At 32.4% G+C, this 21,739-nt stretch carries 22 protein-coding genes and 1 pseudogene; 14 read left to right on the top strand and 9 right to left on the bottom strand.

Annotation, left to right across the window (positions count from 1 at the left end):
* Positions 1-206: 206 nt before the first annotated feature.
* Positions 207-407, bottom strand: a pseudogene (locus MK119_RS23185) (transposase); the annotation flags it as partial.
* A 120-nt stretch (positions 408-527) separates the two neighbouring features.
* Between MK119_RS23185 and MK119_RS23180 the strand changes: the two are divergent.
* Positions 528-785: a hypothetical protein gene (locus tag MK119_RS23180; protein WP_290683914.1), complete on the top strand. Its 258-nt coding sequence runs from the start codon at positions 528-530 to the stop codon at positions 783-785.
* 69 nt (positions 786-854) lie between these two features.
* Here the strand turns inward: MK119_RS23180 and MK119_RS23175 are convergent, their stop codons facing one another.
* The gene (locus MK119_RS23175) at positions 855-1,277 is read right to left on the bottom strand and encodes a hypothetical protein (RefSeq protein WP_290683912.1); all 423 of its coding nucleotides are present in this window, start codon (positions 1,275-1,277) and stop codon (positions 855-857) included.
* 330 nt (positions 1,278-1,607) lie between these two features.
* Between MK119_RS23175 and MK119_RS23170 the strand changes: the two genes are divergently transcribed.
* Positions 1,608-2,702, top strand: coding sequence for a lipocalin-like domain-containing protein (locus MK119_RS23170; protein WP_290683911.1), 1,095 nt, complete (start codon positions 1,608-1,610; stop codon positions 2,700-2,702).
* Positions 2,703-2,773: 71 nt separating this feature from the next.
* Here the strand turns inward: MK119_RS23170 and MK119_RS23165 are convergent, their stop codons facing one another.
* Complete coding sequence (locus MK119_RS23165; RefSeq protein WP_290683910.1) at positions 2,774-4,006, bottom strand: erythromycin esterase family protein; 1,233 nt, start codon at positions 4,004-4,006, stop codon at positions 2,774-2,776.
* Between the two features lie 467 nt (positions 4,007-4,473).
* Between MK119_RS23165 and MK119_RS23160 the strand changes: the two genes are divergently transcribed.
* The 4 genes from MK119_RS23160 (at position 4,474) to MK119_RS23145 (ending at position 6,104) form a co-directional block, all read left to right on the top strand.
* A complete protein-coding gene (locus MK119_RS23160) occupies positions 4,474-4,644 on the top strand; it encodes a hypothetical protein (protein ID WP_290683908.1) in 171 nt (56 codons plus the stop codon).
* 188 nt (positions 4,645-4,832) lie between these two features.
* Complete coding sequence (locus MK119_RS23155; RefSeq protein ID WP_290683906.1) at positions 4,833-5,171, top strand: hypothetical protein; 339 nt, start codon at positions 4,833-4,835, stop codon at positions 5,169-5,171.
* A gap of 23 nt (positions 5,172-5,194) precedes the next feature.
* Positions 5,195-5,806 (top strand): hypothetical protein, encoded by a 612-nt coding sequence (locus MK119_RS23150; RefSeq protein ID WP_290683904.1) that lies wholly within the window; start codon positions 5,195-5,197, stop codon positions 5,804-5,806.
* Positions 5,807-5,849: 43 nt separating this feature from the next.
* Positions 5,850-6,104 (top strand): hypothetical protein, encoded by a 255-nt coding sequence (locus MK119_RS23145; RefSeq protein WP_290683902.1) that lies wholly within the window; start codon positions 5,850-5,852, stop codon positions 6,102-6,104.
* Positions 6,105-6,110: 6 nt separating this feature from the next.
* On the opposite strand, the gene MK119_RS23140 is transcribed toward MK119_RS23145, so the two are convergent.
* Positions 6,111-7,169, bottom strand: a complete 1,059-nt coding sequence (locus MK119_RS23140) for a serine hydrolase domain-containing protein (RefSeq protein ID WP_290683900.1) — start codon at positions 7,167-7,169, stop codon at positions 6,111-6,113.
* Between the two features lie 149 nt (positions 7,170-7,318).
* Entirely contained in the window at positions 7,319-8,461 is a 1,143-nt protein-coding gene (locus MK119_RS23135) for a helix-turn-helix domain-containing protein (RefSeq protein WP_290683898.1), read from the bottom strand.
* Between the two features lie 111 nt (positions 8,462-8,572).
* Between MK119_RS23135 and MK119_RS23130 the strand changes: the two genes are divergently transcribed.
* The 4 genes from MK119_RS23130 (at position 8,573) to MK119_RS23115 (ending at position 12,166) form a co-directional block, all read left to right on the top strand.
* Positions 8,573-9,010 (top strand): hypothetical protein, encoded by a 438-nt coding sequence (locus tag MK119_RS23130; RefSeq protein WP_290683896.1) that lies wholly within the window; start codon positions 8,573-8,575, stop codon positions 9,008-9,010.
* Between the two features lie 163 nt (positions 9,011-9,173).
* Positions 9,174-10,652 (top strand): OmpA family protein, encoded by a 1,479-nt coding sequence (locus MK119_RS23125; protein WP_290683895.1) that lies wholly within the window; start codon positions 9,174-9,176, stop codon positions 10,650-10,652.
* A 99-nt stretch (positions 10,653-10,751) separates the two neighbouring features.
* Positions 10,752-11,918, top strand: coding sequence for a class I SAM-dependent RNA methyltransferase (locus MK119_RS23120; RefSeq protein WP_290683893.1), 1,167 nt, complete (start codon positions 10,752-10,754; stop codon positions 11,916-11,918).
* Positions 11,919-11,932: 14 nt separating this feature from the next.
* Entirely contained in the window at positions 11,933-12,166 is a 234-nt protein-coding gene (locus MK119_RS23115; protein WP_290683891.1) for a hypothetical protein, read from the top strand.
* 2 nt (positions 12,167-12,168) lie between these two features.
* On the opposite strand, the gene MK119_RS23110 is transcribed toward MK119_RS23115, so the two are convergent.
* The 4 genes from MK119_RS23110 to MK119_RS23095 all read right to left on the bottom strand — a co-directional run bounded on the left by MK119_RS23110 (position 12,169) and on the right by MK119_RS23095 (position 17,402).
* A complete protein-coding gene (locus tag MK119_RS23110) occupies positions 12,169-12,678 on the bottom strand; it encodes a phosphohydrolase (protein ID WP_290683889.1) in 510 nt (169 codons plus the stop codon).
* Positions 12,679-12,686: 8 nt separating this feature from the next.
* Positions 12,687-15,953, bottom strand: coding sequence for a S41 family peptidase (locus MK119_RS23105; protein ID WP_290683887.1), 3,267 nt, complete (start codon positions 15,951-15,953; stop codon positions 12,687-12,689).
* Between the two features lie 143 nt (positions 15,954-16,096).
* Positions 16,097-16,840, bottom strand: coding sequence for a DUF6048 family protein (locus MK119_RS23100; protein ID WP_290683885.1), 744 nt, complete (start codon positions 16,838-16,840; stop codon positions 16,097-16,099).
* On the bottom strand, positions 16,821-17,402 hold the full coding sequence (locus tag MK119_RS23095) for a DUF6452 family protein (protein WP_290683883.1): 582 nt from the start codon (positions 17,400-17,402) through the stop codon (positions 16,821-16,823). Before MK119_RS23095 ends, MK119_RS23100 begins: the two co-directional genes overlap by 20 nt.
* A 934-nt stretch (positions 17,403-18,336) precedes the next feature.
* Between MK119_RS23095 and MK119_RS23090 the strand changes: the two genes are divergently transcribed.
* The 4 genes from MK119_RS23090 to MK119_RS23075 all read left to right on the top strand — a co-directional run bounded on the left by MK119_RS23090 (position 18,337) and on the right by MK119_RS23075 (position 21,150).
* Complete coding sequence (locus MK119_RS23090) at positions 18,337-18,762, top strand: T9SS type A sorting domain-containing protein (RefSeq protein ID WP_290683881.1); 426 nt, start codon at positions 18,337-18,339, stop codon at positions 18,760-18,762.
* 936 nt (positions 18,763-19,698) lie between these two features.
* Complete coding sequence (locus MK119_RS23085; RefSeq protein ID WP_290683879.1) at positions 19,699-20,118, top strand: hypothetical protein; 420 nt, start codon at positions 19,699-19,701, stop codon at positions 20,116-20,118.
* Complete coding sequence (locus MK119_RS23080) at positions 20,106-20,738, top strand: TlpA disulfide reductase family protein (RefSeq protein WP_290683877.1); 633 nt, start codon at positions 20,106-20,108, stop codon at positions 20,736-20,738. Before MK119_RS23085 ends, MK119_RS23080 begins: the two co-directional genes overlap by 13 nt.
* Before the next feature lie 253 nt (positions 20,739-20,991).
* On the top strand, positions 20,992-21,150 hold the full coding sequence (locus tag MK119_RS23075) for a hypothetical protein (RefSeq protein WP_290683875.1): 159 nt from the start codon (positions 20,992-20,994) through the stop codon (positions 21,148-21,150).
* The last annotated feature ends 589 nt before the right edge of the window (positions 21,151-21,739 follow it).

Below are 21,739 nucleotides of genomic sequence, written 5' to 3'. Positions count from 1 at the left end.
ACCAATACGATGATAGTAATAGTCAATCCCTCGATTTGGTTTTAACTCATTTATTTCTAAAAGTTTTTCTATTACTTTGCTATCATCTCTTGTAGTATTGTAATACCACATGGAATGACTCAGACACACTAGCGCACAGGATCTTTTAATACTCAGACCTTGTTCAGTTATAATCGTTTGAGCCAATTCTTTTCGTTCACAAGGCGCTAGAGCTTTTTTTCAATAATATCCTTTAAAATACGGTGATCTAAGCTTAAATCCGCATACATCTGCTTTAAACGACGATTTTCCTCTTGTAATGACTTTAATTCTTTGAGTTGGCGGGCATCCATTCCTTCATATTTACGCTTCCAGTTGTAAAAAGTGGCTGTAGTAATTCCTTTTTCTCTACAGATGTCGGTTACTTTTAATTCCTGATTCGTACTGTTGAAGCATAGCTATTATTTGAGCTTCACTAAATCTGCTTTTCTTCATAATTCAAAAATAGTTGATTTTTAAACTGTCCGAAAAAGGGTAAGTCTTTAAAAATGGGGAAGCATACAAATAAAAACCTTGATTTGTTTTTTACTTTTATAGAAAAGAGATATTTCCCTGAAAGAGTTTACTCAAATGGAAGATTGGAGCCATATAATATTAAAGATAAAAAATGTATTAAAGAAATAAAGAGATATTTTGAAAGAGAAGAGAGAATTTTACCAAAAATTAAACAATATAATGTAAAGGAGTACATTAAGCTACTTTCGGAAGTAATAGAAAAATTAGAAAGTCTAGAAAAATCAAACTAAACAAACTAAATTATTAAAAATAGTTTACAACTTCCCCTTAAACCTCTCCAACGTATCGATTACCTTTTATTAAAATGGCCAGCCATGTTTTATCGTATAACTTGTGGTTGGGTAAAAAACAATTCCGATTTCTTTTTTTGGATTCCATTGTTGATTTATAAAATCTGCAGGACTTTTAAAAATATCTGTCCAACTACGATTGGGAAAAACATACAATATCCAATGATCTGTATCCCAAGTTCCATACATTTCTTCATTGGGTAAGTAGCATAATATGTATTCAGGATCATAGTATTTACAGCTATTGCTAAGGTTGATAGCAGGAATTTCATAATACGTTTTTCCTCTAAGATTTCCTTCAATCCATACTTTACCAAGCTTCAGTTTTTCAAAATCAATCATTTCTACAAAACCAGGTTCCACAGAAGTATGATCATAATTCAGTTCCAATTTTGATCTTAAGAATGTAATTAAGTCTTCAGGTAAGTTCATAACATTATTCAAATATAAATAAAGATAGTAAGATGTATAAACATAGTAATCGTGTTACATAACGTAAATCTTTATGCTGTTTAATAACCTTATGAAGTTGCTCAAAAAGTTATAGCAACAACAACTTGTCGACCATATTATTATAGTAAAACCTTAGAGCTCTTAGTGCGTAGAAGTACGTAGGTATAGCTATTTGTATCCTTTCTGTAATAATACGTAGTTCCTTGCTATAAAAAACAATGTATTCATAACATCTTTGTTTCAACAACGACGGAATCCGAAAAGTCAATTGAAATAGAGTAGGAACATCAACACTAAAAACTTAAAATTATGAGTACTACATCAAAAATAAAAAGACCATTAAGAGGACACAATCGTAGTCATGTACAAAATGCGCCCGAACACAAAATTATGTTACCAGCTCCAGCAGTTTCGTTACCAAAAGACATGTATTTACATACGCCAGTGTATAATGCAATTACAGCACCAAATGGATGCTCTACAGAATGGTGGTGGCACATAGGAACATTAAAAACAGCTTCGGGGCGTGTATTTGGTTTTGAAATCAATGCCGCTGCATTTTATCCAGGTGGTTTTACAGAAGTAATGTTGACTGATGTAAAAAATGGCGTTCATTATCATGAAACTAAAACAGGATTAGCATCAGAAGATTGGGCAGAAAGTGATCCTTCAAAACCTTGGAAAGTAAAGATGGAAGATGTATCAATGAGTGCGCCGCTAGCAGCAGACCCAACAAAAAATATGAAGGTAACCGCATCATTAAACGACGCAACTACTAATGCAACAGTATCATTTGATTTAACAATGTCTCAAGAAGGAAAACCATTTATTGTTTGGGGAACAGGAGAGCACCCAAGTCCTCCAAACCCTATAAAATATAATAACAATTTCTACTTTTCATTAACACGCATTCAAACCAGTGGGACTATTACAATTACACCAAAAAATGGAACTGCTGAAGTACACACTGTAACAGGAGTTACTTGGATGGATCATGAATGGGGAAAATTTGGGAATCATGGTGCAGGCGTAAAGTGGATTTTACAAGACATGCAATTAGACAATGGAGTTACCATCTCTAATTACTCAATGACTACACCGACGCTAAACAAGGTTACTAAAGGAGTAGCAACGATTCAACTAGATGCAGAAGGTGATTCGTACTTTATCCCTACCAAATTAAAACCTACTGAATCTGTTACTATAGGTAGGAAGACGTACTTTACAGAAGTATCAGTTGAAATTCCAGAGCTACAAGGATCATTTGTAGTGAAAAGTTTATTTCCAGATCAAACATTTGAGGGAGGTGTATACGAAGGTGCAGGAACTGTCACAGGAACTATGACCTTAAATAACGGTCCTAAAAATGTTTCAGGTACTGCATGGCTCGAACAAACAAATTAATACCTTTTGTAATAATTGTCTAAAGTCTTCCAGCTTTAGGCAATTATTTTATCAATACCATTAAAAACAGCTTAGTCTGCCCAATTGATCTTAGTAGTTTTGTCAAGATAAATAACACCATCAAAGGCTTTTGCTAGTTCTTTGGTTTCGGTATTGCTGTTTCGTACTTGTGCGCCTGCGCCACTCATGGTCGTAATACGACTGTTAAGAAACTCGCTTAACTTTTTGTCTTCTCGGGCTTTTCTAAAGTTTACAAACGCATTTGGTTTTCCAAAGCTTTGAAGGCATTGTGTAAACGTATCTTCCAAAACGGCTTTATGTCCAAAAGTGCCCATTTTTCCTTCTTGCGAAAAGGCTAAAAACTCGCCTGTACCAAAGTCCGTCGCAATATTATAATAGTAGTTTCCGTATCTTTTTCGGAGTTGATATCCTGTAACATCTACAATACCGTTATCAATCCAATCGCCTACATGCGCATTGTGTGCCCAATACATTGCTTTGGCATCTGTACCGTGAAAGTTTAAAATCCATTCAATGTTTTGCTCCATATAAATATCTCTAAAGTCACGTTTGCGTTGCTCCACATGCTGAATAATAGCCGTTACAAACTGTCCCAATACCGCAACATGTTGATATGCCATACTAAACTCTTTTTCAGAACTTTCGGCTACAAAAGCTTCATAATTATCTATAAAATGCTGTTTGAGTCGAGCATACGAAAGGTAATACGCAGTTTTTTCACTTTCTTCTATTTGCTGCCATAAATGCTTTTCAAATCCTTCCAATGGAAAATCGGAGTTTACTTTTTGTAAATAGGCTTTGATTCTATTGACATCAGAAATTACATATTGCATCTCGCAACCATATATATAAATAGGATCGTCATTGTTTTTATTATAGGATTTTAACCAATTCATTAATTGATAAAACTCCTTGGTTCTATAACGCCAAGTAGAATTATGTTTGTTTAAAATGGTTTTTAAATCGTCTCGTTTTCCGTGGATATAATCATTTAAATACTGTCCTTCTCCAAAACCTGTTTCAATAATCAACACTTTAAAGTCGTGTTTTTCGGATAAATACTTCATTAACTCTTCTGCTAGGACTGTAAATTCAGCCGTTCCGTGGGTATCTTCTCCATAACCAACAATTTTAACATCGGTTAAAGCTGTATCGAGAAAAGAAAAAGAACTTGCTTTTAGACTGTCAAATCCAGTAGTATATGGTTTTAAATCAGCATTACATTGCGCAGTAGTAGCAGTGGTAACCAAAGCAAATAGCAAAAATGTAAAAAGGTATTTCATCGGTTTATTTTAATATGTTTAGGTAAGGTTTTAAAGATAGTATTTTTTGGTGTATCACTAGTTTTGAAAGCATAACGAAAAATGCGATAAAAAATTTTAGTCGTATAAGATGTACACCTACATAAAAGCAAGAATTTTTTATTGAATTGAAACAAATACAGCTATTTTTATACGCATATAACAAAACCGATTTTATGAAAAATATACCAGCAATTACTTAAAGCCTCTTGTGTGCGCTTTTATTTTCTTCTTGTACGACCAAAAATACACTTAAACTAGTTACAAAACCTGAATATGCTGAACTAGGAAGGTATGCTCGTTTTTCTCTGTATATGGTAGGAGAGTATATGGAAATGGCAACAGAAGTGGACAGTGTTTTAAGTTATAAAGTTCCATCATGGAAATAACTTAGCTTTGAAGAACATAAAGCGTTTGTAGAACATGTAAGGCAATCAATGATACATTAAATGGACAATACGAAGGCTATTGTTTATAAATCTGTAACTTATAATTTAAAAGGAATTGAAGAAGTAAATGATCCTGTTTCAATGACCATAACACTTGGCAAGCTAATCCATGCATATGAAGATGATGAAGATGTGCTTACTGGCTATATTAAATTTAATGACGAGCCTTAAATAGATTTGTATTCTTGGACGCTTAACTTGCCTATTACTGTTGAAATACATGAAGGAGAAAAAAGTTTAGGAAAACTAGATTATGAAACGGGGTATATTTTAGAGACCAATAACCATGTATTCGATTTTGCGGAATCTGTTTGGGATGTAAGGAAACGAAATAATGAAAGCAATAAGTAATTGAAACAATGAATAAAACAAAAGAAGACATTTGGATTGGTACCGAACTCAAAGGAACGATTATTAATGGTACACCAGAAATAAATGATAACACAGATGTGATTGTCACTTTTACAGATGGAACACGCTATGTAGCTACTTTTTTTACTTATGCAAACATTGAATATTTGCGACAAAAGAATAAACGAACAGGCGAATGCTTAGATGGGAGATATTTTTGGGCTTCGGATATGATTATTGTTGATAGAATTAATAGAAAAGAAATCACAGAAATTATAGAACACCTTACAAAGAGTTATGAGTTTGAATGTGTTTTTGACAAAATACTAGCCGAAGAAGAAGCGTAATATGAAGAATACATAAAAACTATATGAAAGAACTCCTAGCACTGAATAAAACATTTTTACGCAAATCCTTTCTCTGGATTAGCGGTATTGGAAGCGCCTTGTTTTCTGTGTTTTTGTTTTTCTTTTTTGCTGAGGTTGCTACCAAATGGATATTTATTATATATGGAATAACATTGATTGGAATTCCGTTATTTATCATTTCTGCATGGTCGTCCGATTGGTTTCGTAAGCGACGCTATAAACGTAAAATTCTTTCCAAGAAACCATACGCTGAGTTAGCAACTATCGGATTTACGAATGAAATCCTAAAAGCCAATCATAATAGTTTGGTTGACTATGTTAGAGTTGCGGAAATAAACGGTTTTCATATTATGTTTGATGTCAATCTAAGTGCTCCCAAAATAGCTAGTTTTACAATTTACGGTACCATACAAGACCTCGATAGAAAACAATATGTACAAAAAGCGATGGACTATACATATAAAAGTATTGACTTTTCTCCAGGATCATTTACACGAATGATTCATACCAAAAAAGAACAAGTACAGTCCATACAACAATTGGAAAAAATACTCACAGAGTTTACACATATTGTAAAGCAAGAACGATTTGAACCCGTTTCATTGATTGACTAGTTGATTTACAATTATTTACCTATCTTAGAGATTATTGACAATTATGAGAAAGATTATTAGTTATATCATTTTAGGATTTGCCATAGTAATGTTCATCTATGCCTTTATTAATACTGGCTCATTTAAAACTTCACTTACTATTGCAGGAATCGCTTTGGCATGGTTTCTTATTGAGAATATATTTGAGTTGCTATCACTCTTTGGAGCAAAAAAAGATAAAAAACTCAATAATGAATCCTATAAAAAAGATAAAGAAGCGTTGCAAAAAGTTACGGACAATAATCCTACACTGAGATAGCTTTTGTTACTTCAAAACTGTTTCATAAATAGTACTCAACATTGCATTACGCAATTCGTGATTTCTATGATTCAGTAATATTACTATGCCCCAATTTTTAGCGCTGTTATAACACAACATCGAAGATTGTCCCATAGAAACTCCCGATTTTAAATACAAAGTATTGTTATCATCCTTAACAATCATAAGTCCTAAGCCCATTGCTCTATTGGCGTCTTTATAAAAAAGCAGTTCGGTTTGCAAAGCGGCTTTTCCAATCATTGTATCTTTATCAAGTACGGATTTTATATAGGTAATCAAATCAGCTGTGCTCGATTTTACCAATCCAGCAGGCGCTACAACATTCCAAGTAAAAAACTCTTGTTTGCCACCTTCTGCATTGTAACCAACAGTTGTATTTGGTAGTTCAAAATCTGTAGTCAACGTATTGGTGAGTTGTAACAGTGTCGTAAGTTTATCTTCAAGGATTTCCTGATAACTTTTACCATATACGTTTTCTAGTATTTTTCCTAGCAAGGCATATCCAATAGTGGAATATCGATACGTTCCGTAATCAATTAAGCTTTCACAATTATTAACCAATGTAGCCAAAGTTTTAGAGGTAACCATACTTGTAGGTTGTTGTGGATTTTGTGCAATCAAAGCTGCAAAATCAATATCTGGAATACCTGATTGATGGGAAGCCAAATCGGAAATTGTTATTTTCTGCTGAATGTTTTTGTGTAAACGATATTCCTTCGGTAAATACGCATCTATATAATCGGAAAGTTGCAGTTTGTTTTCTAATACAGCTTGCGCAATTAAGTTCATAGTAAATATTTTTGTAATTGAAGCAATTTCAAAAACAGAATTCTTATTTACCTTGATACTACTTTCTTTGCTGAGGTTCCCATACGCCGTATAATATTCTTGATTGTCTTTTATAAAACCAATACTCATACTAATGTCAGGATGTTTTTGATGAAAACTTTTGGCAATGGAATCAATTTGTTTGGTAGCATGTTGCCCAAAAGAAAAGTAGGTTGTACATAGTAAAATAGAAAGAAGACTGCTGATACGTTTCATAATGCTAAATGTATTTGTGATTTTGTTTGCTACAAATGTGCAATAGAAAAGTATGCTGTGCGACCGATTACGTAAAGTCGAACGGATTTTATAAAACAAAAGCGTTCGACTTCTACATTGAAAACGTACGACTTTTTACAAATATCTGATTAAGAGTGTGTTTTGCGGTATGCAGTTGGTGTTACACCTGTGTGTTTTTTAAAGGAAGTATTAAAAGAAGACTTAGAATTAAATCCAACTTCATATAAAATTTCAAGGACTGTTCGTTTTTTATCTGTGGAATCGGTTAACAATTCTTGGGCTTTTTTGATGCGATATGAATTTACAAAATCAAAAAAATGCTGTCCAAGTCTGTTGTTAATCAAAACGGATAATTCGCGTACAGGAATATCAATGGCATCTGAAACTTCTTGAATCGTTAAAGAAGCATTTAAAAAAGGTTGTTCTTTCTCCATATACATTTGTAGCTTTTGCAATTCTATATTAGGAGAAGTATTGTCTATAGAAGGAGACTGCTGCTTTTTAGATGTAAAGAAATGATTTTCTATAGGAGCCAAACTGGAATCAATACCTTTAAACAAAGTAGGGTTTTTGAGTGCTTTCAATAAATACCAGCAAATAATAACCAAATTCATCACATATAAGCCAATTGTAATTTGATCGGAAATGTCATCATAAGAAGAAAGCTTATACATATTTTTAACCACAGCTACTATATAAAACACTGTAATGACAACTAAAAGGCGGAATAACCACTGATATAACTTTAAACCGTCGCCAGTATAATTTTGAAGATATATTTTTTTCGTTTTTTGTAGAATAAGAAAAATTGACGACAGGTAAAACACAATTTGGACATTCAAAAATAAGTGGCTTACGTATATTTCATACATCGATTTGGAATCATCTAGAAAGGCAATTTTTTCAGGAATGGATACTCCATAAAAACGTTGTATAAAAAGCAGATTTATAACGATAAAAGGAAGTGCATGTATCAAATGTTTCCACTGCAACTTAAAATTTTGATACAAAGCAGACTGCACATACAAATACAATGTTGGTAATTGTAGAAAAATGATTAAACTCCGGAACATTTCTAAATTATACGGTTGTCCGTTCCCAGAATTATTTAGATAACCACTTGCATCAATTGCAGACAGTATTAAAAAAAGTGCAAAAAGGCGATTGCTTAATTTATTTGTTGAAGAAACCGTGATAAGGAATACAGCTAAAAATAAAGAGATGAATATTGAAATGGTAACAATAGTCAATAAGTAATTAAAATTTTCCATCTGGTTTGCCTCGGTTTTGTAGTTTTTAAAACTATAATAATCTTAGTGAATATCAAAATTGTCTATAGGATAAAGCGTAACTTTGGTACACTGAAGAAAAGTAACAAGTAGATGGGAAATTACATAGTTATATTCATAGCTCGGTTGCAAATACGATACTTCTTTGGAAAGTATAAAAATACATTGCCTACAAAGTCTACTGTGGATAATCCTAAAATGAAATATTATCCATTTGAAGGAGACCAAGGTATAGTAGGTTGGGAAGATGAAGGTTTTGTAGAAACGCCTTTTAGACTAGGAAGAATGTTAAGTTTTGTTTTGGCATATCGTACCTATCTTATAGAAACTCCACCAGAAGAATTCAATATAAAAAAAATAGGAAGGTTTCATAGTAAAGCGTTTAGGCTAGGAAAAAAATATTTTCCTAATTGGATCGGCTTTCAAGAAGCAAGATGTACGTATAATCCAGTGCATGCAGACAGAATAAAACGTTACAGAAAAGTTACTGAATGGAAAATAGAAAAATTGCTGAGCGATGATGGTGCATAAGTAAATCTTTGAACTAATAATACGTTAGTCGAAAAAAACTTACATTTTAACTTATATATCTGTACTTTCATACAAGTCATTCATTCTAGGGATATCTATTTGCTAAATTAGTTATGGTTTGAAAATAAACTGAAAACTAGCTAATTACATAATAGAAAGGCAAATGATGACTAGAAAGCCCCTTTTCATATTAGGATTTATTGCAGTAGTGTTGTTGTCAATTCAAAAAGCGAATTCTCAGACAACTATCTTTGAAGAAAGTGTAAATGATACTATTCCTTCCAATACTTGGTCTGTCGGAGGCGGTATTAGCAACTTCATTATGCATGGAGATTTGCGTTCTATAGGAACTGGAACACAAGGAAACTTCTGGAACTTTGGAGGATATGTATATGTAGATAAAATGTTTAATCCTATTTTAGGTTTAGAACTAAAACTGAATTACAATAAACTGTCTGGAGCTGCACAATCTTTTTCAGAAATCTATGAAGTGTTGTACACCAATCAAGGCACTATTAACAATAATTTATTTTTTGAAGGACGTGCATATGGAGCAGAACTGAATTTGATTTTGAGTCTTTCCAATATCTACAAAAGGAGTTCTGAAAAATGGTATTTGGCTTCGTATATAGGAGGAGGTTATCATCAATATAACTCAGTATTGTATGAACGAAACCCAGATGGATTAAGAACGGAACAAGTCGATTTTGGATCGAATCCTCTACGAGACAATCAAGATGAGGCAAGTTCTATTTATTTAACCTTGCAAATGGGAATCAAGTATAAACTCAGTAAGAAAATAGATATTGAGTTTAGACCATCGTTTTACTTAAATTATGAAGATCATTTGGATGCCGTAATTTCCGATAAACAAAGTTTGGAAACCTTTTTCGTGAACCATATTGGAATTGTTTATAAACTAGGAAAAGCAGAGAAACATACAATTTGGGATAAGGAAAAAGAAAAGGAAAGTTTACCTCAAAATACAGGTGTATTTGATTTAACAGATACAGATGGAGATGGAGTTATTGATGAATTGGATGTAGAACCCATGACACCAAAAGGAGTAAAAGTATATGGAGATGGAAGCGCGGTAGATTCAGACAGCGATCAAGTTCCAGATTATAAAGATAAATGTCCATTTAAAAAAGGATTGCCAGCTTTAGAAGGTTGTCCTGAAAGTGTAGATACTGATGGAGATGGAGTATATGATGATGAAGATGAATGTGTAAAAATAGCAGGGTCTAAAGCTAATAAAGGTTGCCCAGAAATATCAAATACAGTTCTTGAAGAACTCAACTATATTGCAAAACGAATCTTTTTTGAAACTAATGGAGCTGTGCTAAGTGCGAGATCGTATGATGATTTAGGAAAAATGGCAATTATCATGAAAAAATTTCCAAATGTAAGATTCTATGTGGATGGACATACAGATAGTAAAGGAAATGATGCATATAATCTGTCTCTATCGAAAAAAAGAGCCTTAGCTGTCAAAGAGTTTTTAGAAAACTTAGGTGTCAATGGAAACCAATTAGAAGCCAGAGGTTTTGGAGAAACCCAACCAATTGCCTCCAATGCTACAGAAGGAGGAAGGCAATTGAACCGAAGAGTTCGTATAAATTTGATTGAACAAAAAAACTAGTATTCTTATAACTCAATATAATAATGTGAGTTCATTGTTGCAGGAAACAATTGCTACATTACCAAATTAACGTACTTTTGCAACAGATTACACTAGCAAATGGGACAGAATTTTAAAATGGTTGCCAAAACCTTGCACGGTTTTGAAGATTTATTGGAAGACGAACTAAAACGTTTAGGCGCACAAGATATCCGTAAGGGAACACGTAATGTAAGTTTTAGAGGAGACAAAGGTTTTATGTACAAAGCAAATTTATGCTTGCGTACGGCAATTAAAATTTTAAAACCAATCAAGTATTTTAAAGTTAGAAATGAAAAGGATTTGTACGACCAAGTGTATAATATGCATTGGGATAAATACTTGACTTCTAGTGATACATTTATGATTGATGCTACGGTAGCTTCGCAGCAGTTTACACATTCACAATTTATTGCTTTAAAAACGAAAGATGCTATTGCGGATAAGTTTCGAAATACGGAAGGAAGACGTCCTAATGTAGATTTGAAGTTTCCGACCTTGCGTATTCATGTGCATATTCAAAATAACGATTGTACCATTTCTTTAGACAGTTCTGGTGGTTCTTTACACAAACGCGGTTATAAAACGGCAACCAATATTGCACCTATTAATGAAGTACTAGCGGCTGGATTGGTGATGATGTCAGGTTGGGACGGACAATGTGATTTGTTAGACCCAATGTGTGGAAGTGGAACAGTAGCTATTGAAGCAGCAATGATTGCTTGTAACATTCCGCCAAACATCAATCGAAAAGAATTTGGTTTTGAAAAATGGCAAGATTGGGATGTAGATTTGTTTGAGAAGATAGAAGAATCGTGTTTGAATAAAATTCGTGAATTTCATTATAATATTTACGGATACGACAAAGCGCCTTCGGCAGTTCAAAAAGCAAAAGACAATGTAAAGAATGCGAACTTGAGTGATTACATCAAGATTCGCCGTGCAAACTTCTTTGAAACAAAAAAGGAAGGAGACGGTAAATTGCATATTTTGTTCAATCCGCCATACGGAGAGCGTTTACATATTGATATGGAACAATTTTACGCCGAAATAGGAGATACCTTAAAACAAGGCTATCCAAATACCAATGCTTGGTTTATTACCTCAAACATAGAAGCATTAAAATTCGTAGGCTTGCGTCCATCGCGAAAAATAAAAGTATTCAATGGAAAATTGGAATCACGTTTGGTAAAGTATGAAATGTACGCAGGAAGTAAAAAAGCCAAACATCAACATAAAAATTCTTAAAATACGCACACAACATGACACCAAAAACGAAAGCACTTATATTTAACTTTATCACTTTTGTATCACTATTTTTAATACTTCGCTATTTGGTATTAGGATATATCATTAAAACTGATGGATTATGGTTAGCGTTGATTGCAGCAGTGATTTCAAGTATTTTAGCACCTAAATTTTTTGTCATAAAAGATCAAGGCAAAGAAAAGCTGATTATGAAAACTATTTTTAGCAAGGGAATTAGAGAGTTGTGAAGTCAATTTTTCAAAAGATTTTTTAAGTACTCAATCACTTCTACATATTTTTTATCATTGAGCTTCTCAATAAATCCAGGATTCTCTTTTCTGTATACTTTCAACATACGACTTCCTGTATTTTTAGAATGTGTTACATTGGCAATACGATCGCATAGTTTTATAAAGGTTGCGTAAGGTGTGTTACGAATACCAGCATAGTACTTTTCTCCTGCACGTTCTTGTCGTGTACGTCCTTTATCGTTAGTTAAAGCATACGCGAGTTCAGCAACCTCTTCACTCAACGCTTTTTTGACATCATTATAGGTTTCGCGAGCATCTTCAATAACATCATGAACCCAACAACCTGCCAATACATTTTGCTGCGCTTCATGTGGAATTAAGTGAATAAATTGTTCTGCGGTATTTACAACCATTTGTAAATGAAACTCATACGAATATTGATCGTACATGTGATTAGCTGCTCTGTGTTTTTCAGAAGCGTAGATGCGTGCTTTCTCGTTGATGGTCATATAATATGCTATAATTTATTTTGTTCTTTACGTACTCTAATTGGAAATTTAGGTTGTTTTAGTTGAGTAGGTGGATTTTCTTTAAGTTGTTTTAAAGCAATCTCAATAGCCTTTTCTAATTGAGGATCTTTTCCAGCAATTACATCTTTTGGTAATTGATCTACTTCTACATCAGGAGCTACACCCACATTTTCAATTCCAAAACCATTTTCGTCCCAAAAAGCAAAGTGTGGAGCTGTTACATAGCCACGATCTATGAATCTAGGAAAACCAGAAATACCGACTAATCCGCCCCAAGTTCTTTTTCCTACAATAGTTCCTAAATTCATTTTACGAAAAGCCCAAGGGAAATAATCACCACCGGAACCAGCACCTTCATTGATAAGTAATACTTTTGGTCCATCTATGGAAGCGCTTGGAGTAGACATAGTTGCTCCATGTCTAAAGCTCCAATTTGACATTTTTTTTCTATTTAAAATATCTAAATAATAATCAGCTAAGTGTCCACCGCCATTAAATCGTTCATCTACAATAATTCCCTTTTTATTGGTTTGAGGATAAAAATAACGTTTAAAATATTCGTGTCCTTTGTCACTCGTATTAGGAACAAAGACATAGCCTACTTGTCCGTTTGTTGCTTTATCTACTTTTTTGATATTTTCTTCAACCCAGCTAAGGCTTCTAAGGTCAATTTCGTCATAAATTGGAACAACTTTGTATACGCGAGCATCAGAGCCATCTGCTTTTGTTGAAACCGTAAGTGTTACAATCTTATCTACAGTATTTTCAAAAAATGCGTATATGTTTTGCTTACCCGTAACATTTTTCCCATTTACTTTTATAATATAGTCACCTTCATTTACATTAATACCAGGTTCATTTAAAGGAGCTCGTAAGCTTGGCGTCCAATTTGAACCTTTATATATTTTAGTTATTTGATAACGATTGTTTTTAATTTCATAATCAGCTCCTAACAATCCTCCATTAATGTAAGGAGCTTTATTTAGCCAATCTCTTGTATAACCAAAACGATGATGACCAACACTTAATTCACTAAACATCCATTGCATGACTCTATACAAATCATTTTGTGTGGTAACATCTGCTAGAAAAGGTTCGTATTTCTTTTTCATTTTATTCCAATCAAGACCATGCATATTTGGATCATAAAAATAGTCACGATTTACACGCCAAGCTTCGTTAAAAATATTTCGCCATTCTTTCGGAGGGTCAATTTTTATTTTGATAGATGATAAGTTAACAGTAGAGTTTTTTGGTTTGTCACCTACATTGACGACACCATAGTTACCTTGCTTGTAGTATAACATTTTCTTTCCATTAGCAGAAATGTGAAACCATGAAGCTCTCATGATTTCTTTTTCTTTTTGATTGGAAAGACTATATTTTTTTAGAGGTTGAGGTGAATAATAACTTGAATGCGGTTCACCATCTATATATAATAATTCCCCTTCTTTTACAGATGCTAAGTCATAATATTGTCCAGATCCAATAGGGAGTGCCACGACTCTGTTTTGAATTCCTTCAAAGTCTATAGTGAAGTCAGTATTTTTCTTTTCGTCAGAATTTGTGGTTCCTTTAACCTTTTCAACAATAGCTTCTTCATCATTTTTTTTAGCTAAAGGTGAAATCGTATTTTTTTGTAAAGTAACTACGTAGATTAAACTTGTCATTTCAGAATCTCTATTAGACAAATCAAACCAATTTACGACAGGTCCTGCATTGGTGGAAGCTGTCATATAAATATATTTTCCACTATGGTCAAAAATAGCCTCGCTTACATGAGATGAACCATCAGAAATTGAATATGATTTATTTTGATCTACAGAGTATATATATGCTTTTTCAAAGAGTGTTTCTGATTTTATAACATATGTAATCCATTTAGAATTGTACGACCAATCACGAAATAAATAACCTGTAGATCCACCAGTATTTAAAACGTCAGAGGCAATTTTAATACTTTTTTCTGAAGCAATATCTAATATGTATAAACTTTTGGTATGATCACTGTAAGATATTTTTTTTCCATCAGGCGACCAATGTAAATCTCCGTAAAAACCAACGTCGCCGAGTTTTATTTTTTGGGTATTGCTATCTTGAAGATTTTGTATATGCAATTCATATTCTCCAGTAGCATCAGAAAGATAGGCAATATGTTTTCCATCAGGAGACCACTTGGGAGACTTTTCATGCACGCCAGTAGTTTCTGTAATATTTTTCACATCTCCTTTTTTAACTGGAATGGTTACAATTTCACCTCTAAAGTCAGCCACTAATCTTTTTCCTGTAGGCGAAATAGAAACATTTCTAACATATTTTCTACCAGATACAAAACGCGGACGCATTTCTAATAAATCTGTTGCAATACCTATTGTTAATTTTGTTTTTTTCTTTTGAGTAGGATCATAAATATGTAAATATCCTTCTTGCTCATAAATAAGATCCTTTTTGCTTGCAGAAATATATAATACAGGGAACTTTTTATAATCTGTATGTTGTGTGATTTGTTTTGAGTTCGTATCATATGAATAGATATTGAATTCTCCATTTCTGTCTGATCTGAAATAAACAGTATCGCCAATCCATTGTGGATTTGTATCATTACTGCCTGAAGTAGGTTTTGGAATTTCTACAACTTCATGATTCTTTGTATTGTATATCCAGATTCGCGCTTGTCTTCCTCCACGGTAATTTTTCCATTGTTTATGAGCGTTTGGAAAAGGAGTGTAAGCTATGTATTCATTATCTGGAGAATATGCTGCATAATGCGCAGTTGGAATGGGTAATTTTTTGATAGGACCGCCGTTAATATTTACCAAATATAATTGTCGATGATGATAGACATGACTGTGTCTTCTAGAAGAGAAAAGTACATGTTTTCCGGAGGCATCAAATCCGCGAACACGATCGTAATAAGGATTCCAAGTTAATCGTTTTGGAACACCTCCATTTGTATTGACAATAAATACATCAGTGTTTCCATCATATTGGGCACTAAATGCTATTTTAGAGCCGTCTGGAGAAAACCTAGGGCGTGATTCAATTCCTTCATCAATAGTTAGACGTATTGGATTAGAACCATCTCTGTTAGCAACCCATAAATCTTCAGCATAAATAAAAGCAATTCTATCTTTACTAATTGCAGGATCTGTCATTAAACGTGTGTCAATTACGTTTTGGGCATTGCAAAAAGAAACGAAAGCACATAGAGTTATGATGAAGATGCTGATTCTGAGTCGGTTGTTTGGTTTCATTGATGTAAAGTAATTATTGGTAAATTGAATATACTAAAAAAATATTGCTAAACTACGTTTTCTAAAACCTAAAAAGTGTACGCTCATACAAAAAAAGCCATCAATTAATTGATGGCTTCCTGTAGTATATATCTTGAAAAATTTTATTCTTCCGTTTCTTCTTCAACCTTTTTCTTTTTGGCTTTTTTATAAATAGGTATGGAATAACTAATCGTGTAGTTAAATCCAGCACCAACATTGCTATCCGTTGTTACTTTATTGAATCCCGGGATGAATAGATTTTGAAAGTTTTCAGGTTCTTTGGTGTTTAGCAATCGATTCAATCGTAAGCTAAATCCCATGTAAATGTTATCTAATACTTCTACTTTGACACCAGCAACAACTTCTACCCAATGTCCATTCAAACTTGAAAATTCGGTGCCTGGAGTTTGTGTTAACAGACTTTCATCTTCTACATGTTGATTGGTTTGATAGGTTGTATAACTATTCAAAGTTTGCTTGTGTGTACTGTAACCATAACGCATTCCTACAATAATAGCATTCTCCATTCCAAACCAGTTTTCATAGGCATTAAAATCGAATCCTAATTTGATAAAACTACCTTCTGTGGTAAAGTTTAGCTGTGTTTCATCAACAGTTTTCTTTTCGTTTCCTAGCTCGGCTGCGATATAAAACTTTTCAGTCAATCTAAAATCAGCCGCAATTTCAAAACCTTGATAATCGTCTTCTAAAGCCATACGAATTGGCTTGCTTAAATCAACTCCAATACGTAGCGGAAAAGTGGTTAATTTTGGAAGTGTGTCATTGGCTACTTCCGTTGTAGCATTTTGTGCAAAACTTACACTACAAACTAAAACTGCGAGTATACTAGTGATATATTTTAACATGCGTAACGGTTTCATTTTGAACAATATTTTCTGAAATTACAACACCTGAGGTAACATTAATCCAATTGTTGCCATCGTCAGTAACGACTGCACCATCGGTTTCGTTTAAGGTGTAATTTGTAATGTATCCACAGGCGCGAGAAAGGAAAATTTCCTGAGTTTCGTAATTGAACGTTAAGATGTCTTCATTTCCTAACTGATTTCCATCATCATCTAAAGCATATTCCGAGATAAATCGGTATTCAGTGCTATTTTCAACAGTACGTAGCGGAATAGAAATAGTACTCACATTTTGTGGTGTAGCTTGAATGGCATCTACAATTACAGTAACACCATTTACAACTTCAGTATTAGGATTGACAGCTTCTACCCATAAATCGGTTGTATTTTTTACAATATCATTTCCTGTTGCATTGAACTCATCTAAATCAAAGAATTCAATGACCAACAAAGGCGTTGCTATTGTGCCTTCAACACATATATCATCTTTTTCGCATGAAAATGAGAAAAATGCTACTGTAACTAGCATTCCCAAAATTCCTGCACAGGATAACTTCTTCATCTATTTTTATTTCTTCGTTAAATTCATTTCCAGAAGCACTATATTTTTAATACCATGCGTTTGTGGTATTAACAGCTTGAAGTGTTTTTCCATGTAAAAACACTTTAAGTCTAAATTTATAGTGATTTTGAAAGCTTTTTTAGTTATGTTTTTTTAAATAATTTCCGCAATTACAAGAGATAAGTTTATATTTGATGGTATAAAGAGCATTGAAATTATTAATGGTTTTTCTCCTATAATTTATCTTACCAAATATAAAAAAGATAAGTTAATACAAACAGGATATTTTTGTAAAAAAAAGTGAATGGGATGTTAAAAATCCCCTTTCTTTAAAATCGCAACTTCAATACCTTGAATCAATAAATTTTCTAAAGAAAAAATACATTAGTATCTCTAAGGATTGATTCTAAACATAAAATAATAACATCATTAGCAGCTGAAAAAAATATCAAAAATGATTAAGGTGATATAATTCATGAAAATCTAATCTATACATTGAAGAAAAAGTTCTAACAACTTGAATGATCAATATGATATTAAAATTTAGAGCTGTACCTATTATACTTGCTATGTTGGAGATATATCAGTTAAATAAAGTATGTTGAAAATATGCATCTTTGATATTGAAAAAAATCATAGATAATAAAGTATTAATCACCAAATAATAATAATTATGGATAAAAAAATTACCCTATTTTTAACAATAAGCACGTTAAATGCGCAAATCACTTTTGAGTAGGAAACAGCAATTGATAACGGAAATAATGTATCAGAAACTATTAGTGGTATTACGGCTACGCTTTCTGGATTACCATATATTGTAAATTGTGGAGGATGCTACGGCTCTTCAGCTAATCTAGTTGTTTCACAATCAACAACAACTGGAACATCTGTTACTTTTACTCTAAGTGATCCTTCACAAGTTATTTCAATTTTGGCTATTGAAGGGAATGGAATTACAATTGATTACACTTTCACTCCTGTAGGAGGAAGCAATTCTCCTGATGTTGCAACGTTAATTTCAGGAAGCGCATTAGTTAACTTAAACTGGAGTGATGTAACATCATTTACAGTAACCTCTTCGTCTGGCTCTTTATTCGGATTTGATAATTTGGTAGTCAATAACACATTTGCAACTCCTGATTTTTCAATGGAAGCCATAAACATTTCTCCAAATCCTGTTGAAAATATTTTATTCATTGAAAATGCTACAGATATCAAGTCAATAAATGTTTTCAATAAAATTGGTCAATTAGTTTTTGAAAGAAAAAATGAAAAATTAGATTTCAACAACTTGCCTAATGGGTTATATTTTCTAAAATTGGAAACTGAAACAGGAATCACCACAAAAAAAATATAAAAAAATAACGTTTTACAGTAAAGTTAACGATTTCAGAAGCTATTATTTCAAAAATAAATAAGGCACTCTTGGCGTTTTTAAGAGTGTCTTTCTTTTTAATTTTATAATCTAACTCTAATATGAACACTTCTAAAGTAAAGATGTATTTCTTTGGTATTGATTTTCAGAATTTCCATAAATAATCCAAGTCTTACAGCACAGTTTTATAAGTTACTTTGCCGTTTCTTTTTATATACTTTTATGCATGTTGTTTACTCTGGCAATGACAGGTCGGTATTTATCTAAATAACACCTTCCTTAAAATTTTTTCTCTTTGACTGTTTTACCCTAATATGATCCTGTCAATAGACAGTCTTTGCTTTGTTTGGATGAACCTATATATATTTTCTTCTTGGTTTGAGTATGATACTCTGTAATTACTTTTTAAAAGGATAATCTTTCAATGCAGAAATAGGTAGCAATCATTTTATGTTTAACATAGATATTTCTGATGTACCATATAACGAAATACAACTCTTGTGCCTCTGAAATTCTAAAAAGACATAGTTTTTACCTTTGCTTTAATCTTTGTCAGCTGCCTAGTTTTCCAATTGTAAAACTGTTTTTGGCAGATACCTTTGTAATTGAATCCTAATATTTTGAAGGTTTTAACTGTTTCTCTTGCCTTGTATTAAGCAGGATATACAATTATTCAATATATTATTGTTATGCAACATGCATTACGCGCATATCTAACTGCTTAGTTTTTGTTAGATGTACTTTGTTGAAGATTTATTTTCAAAAAGGTTTAAATACTCATTTTGCTTCTTTTTTTTTATTCCAGTTTTTTTGCTTGAATTTAAGTCGTAATTTGTGTAAATTATAATAATATACATAACAATGGAATAAATTCGAAAAATCAACTTATTCTAATCGTTATTACAAATACTGAGTAAAATGATTAAAACGTCAATAATTGCATTGCTTCTCTCCATTATAGTTTTCGGTTGCAAGCAAGAAATAAACAAAACTTTATCTATAATCGAAGTTAATGTAACTAATCAACAATCACTGGATAGTTTAATTATTTATGACAAAGAAAACTCATGGGAGATTAAGACAACTCTTAGATTTCAGGAGTCTAATAGTGTCAAAGACACTATGAATATTTTAGAGAGTAAAATTTATCAAATTTATTCATTTTCTAATGGTAAACAGGCAGAACTAGCGGAGTTATTAATTTCACCAAACAGTATCATAAGTTTGTCTATGGACGAAAACCAACTTTTCGAATCTATAACTTATAATGGAACCTTTAAAACCTCTAACAATTTTTTAGCGTTTTCAAAAAATATCAAAATCAATTGTCGCATTTAGTTCGGAATGGTATTGCGCAAAAAGAGCTTGAAATACTCATTAATGAAAAAGGTGACTTAATTAATGAAAAAGGAATTTCACTAAATGTAGTTGACAGTTTAAGTACTTATGTCAAAATGAAGTTTGAAAAATTCTCCAATATTCTCAAGCAGAAGAATGAAAAATACCTTTATAAAAAATCTTTAATAAATGAAATAGGGAACAACTTTTCTTTTACAGATACAAATAATAATAATATTTCATTAAAAGATTTTCATGGTACATATCTCTACATTGATGTATGGGCCACTTGGTGTAAGCCTTGTAAAGTGGAATATGGTTTTTTAAAACAACTTGAGGAACACTTTTCTAATAGTGATGAACTTCAAATTATTTCAATTAGTACTGATCGAGAATTTGATAAATGGCAGCAGTATATTAACAAAAATTCAATTAAAGGAATACAACTTTATTCTGGTGCAAATTCAGATTTTGTAAAATTTTATGACGTTGGTGCGCTACCTAGATTCATATTTTTAGACAAAGAAGGCAAAGTAATAAGTCCAGAAGAGTTAAGACCATCCAATCCTAAATTATTAAAAAAACTGGAATCAACTGTTTATAACAACAGCAACCATTAAAAAAGCTCATATTTAAAAATAAATAAGGCATTCATAGGACTTTTAAGTATGTTTTATTTTTTAACCTTATTATGGACAATAAAGTAAACACTGTTTAGAATAAAGGTATCATACTTAAATAGCGACTTCACATAGAAAATGGTTGTTTCAATGGATTTTGCTGTACTTTTCCATACGAAAAGATTTTATGCATTTAGTTGCTATCATAGTTCTGTATAGCAGATACGTTTTAAACTGATCTGTCTCCAATACCATGAACGCTAGATGGTGTAAAGAAAATCTAAAAGAAACAGTTGCTATTTATGGAAAATCTGAAATTATAAATACCGTTCAAGGAAGTCAGCTTACATCAGAGGTATTTGCTAAGTTCGTTCTCGGTAGTGAAATCAACTTAAGTGTGCACGGAAAATGACGTGCTATTGACAATCTATTTATTGGGCGCTTGTGGAGAACTGTGAAATACGAAAATATCTATCTTAATTCACCAGACTCCACCATAGATTTATTCAGACAACTCAAGAAATATTTTAACTATTACAATAGCTAAAGAAGACATCAAGGAATCGGAAATCAAATACCTGTCAACAAGTATTTGATGAAAAAGAATCAAGTAGCTTGATATGTTATTGTTGACTTAACTTAGCATTCTAGATGGGGAATGAAAATTTTATTTCATGTAAGCTCCCTTTTTTCAAGCAACACAACATTTTCAATATGATGTGTTTGAGGGATCAACACGAAAAAATGTTTTTTTGTGTAAAAATCCTTCAATCCTTTAATAATAAGGCATTCGAAAGCTTTTTTATAGTTTCGTTATTTTAAATAATTTCCGCAATTTCCACAAAATACCTATATTGCCGCATCATTTCCGCAATTTTTCCGCAATTATGAGAGGTAAATTTAGATTAGATGGTAGAAAGAGCAGTGAAACTATTAATGGTTTTCCACTTATTATTTATCTGACCAAATATAAAAAAGATAAGTTAATACGAACAGGATAT

The sequence above is a fragment of the Kordia sp. genome (assembly GCF_022447245.1).
GTDB lineage: Bacteria > Bacteroidota > Bacteroidia > Flavobacteriales > Flavobacteriaceae > Kordia.
Note: the sequence above shows the minus strand (reverse complement) of the source record. Positions and strands in the feature narration are given on the sequence as shown.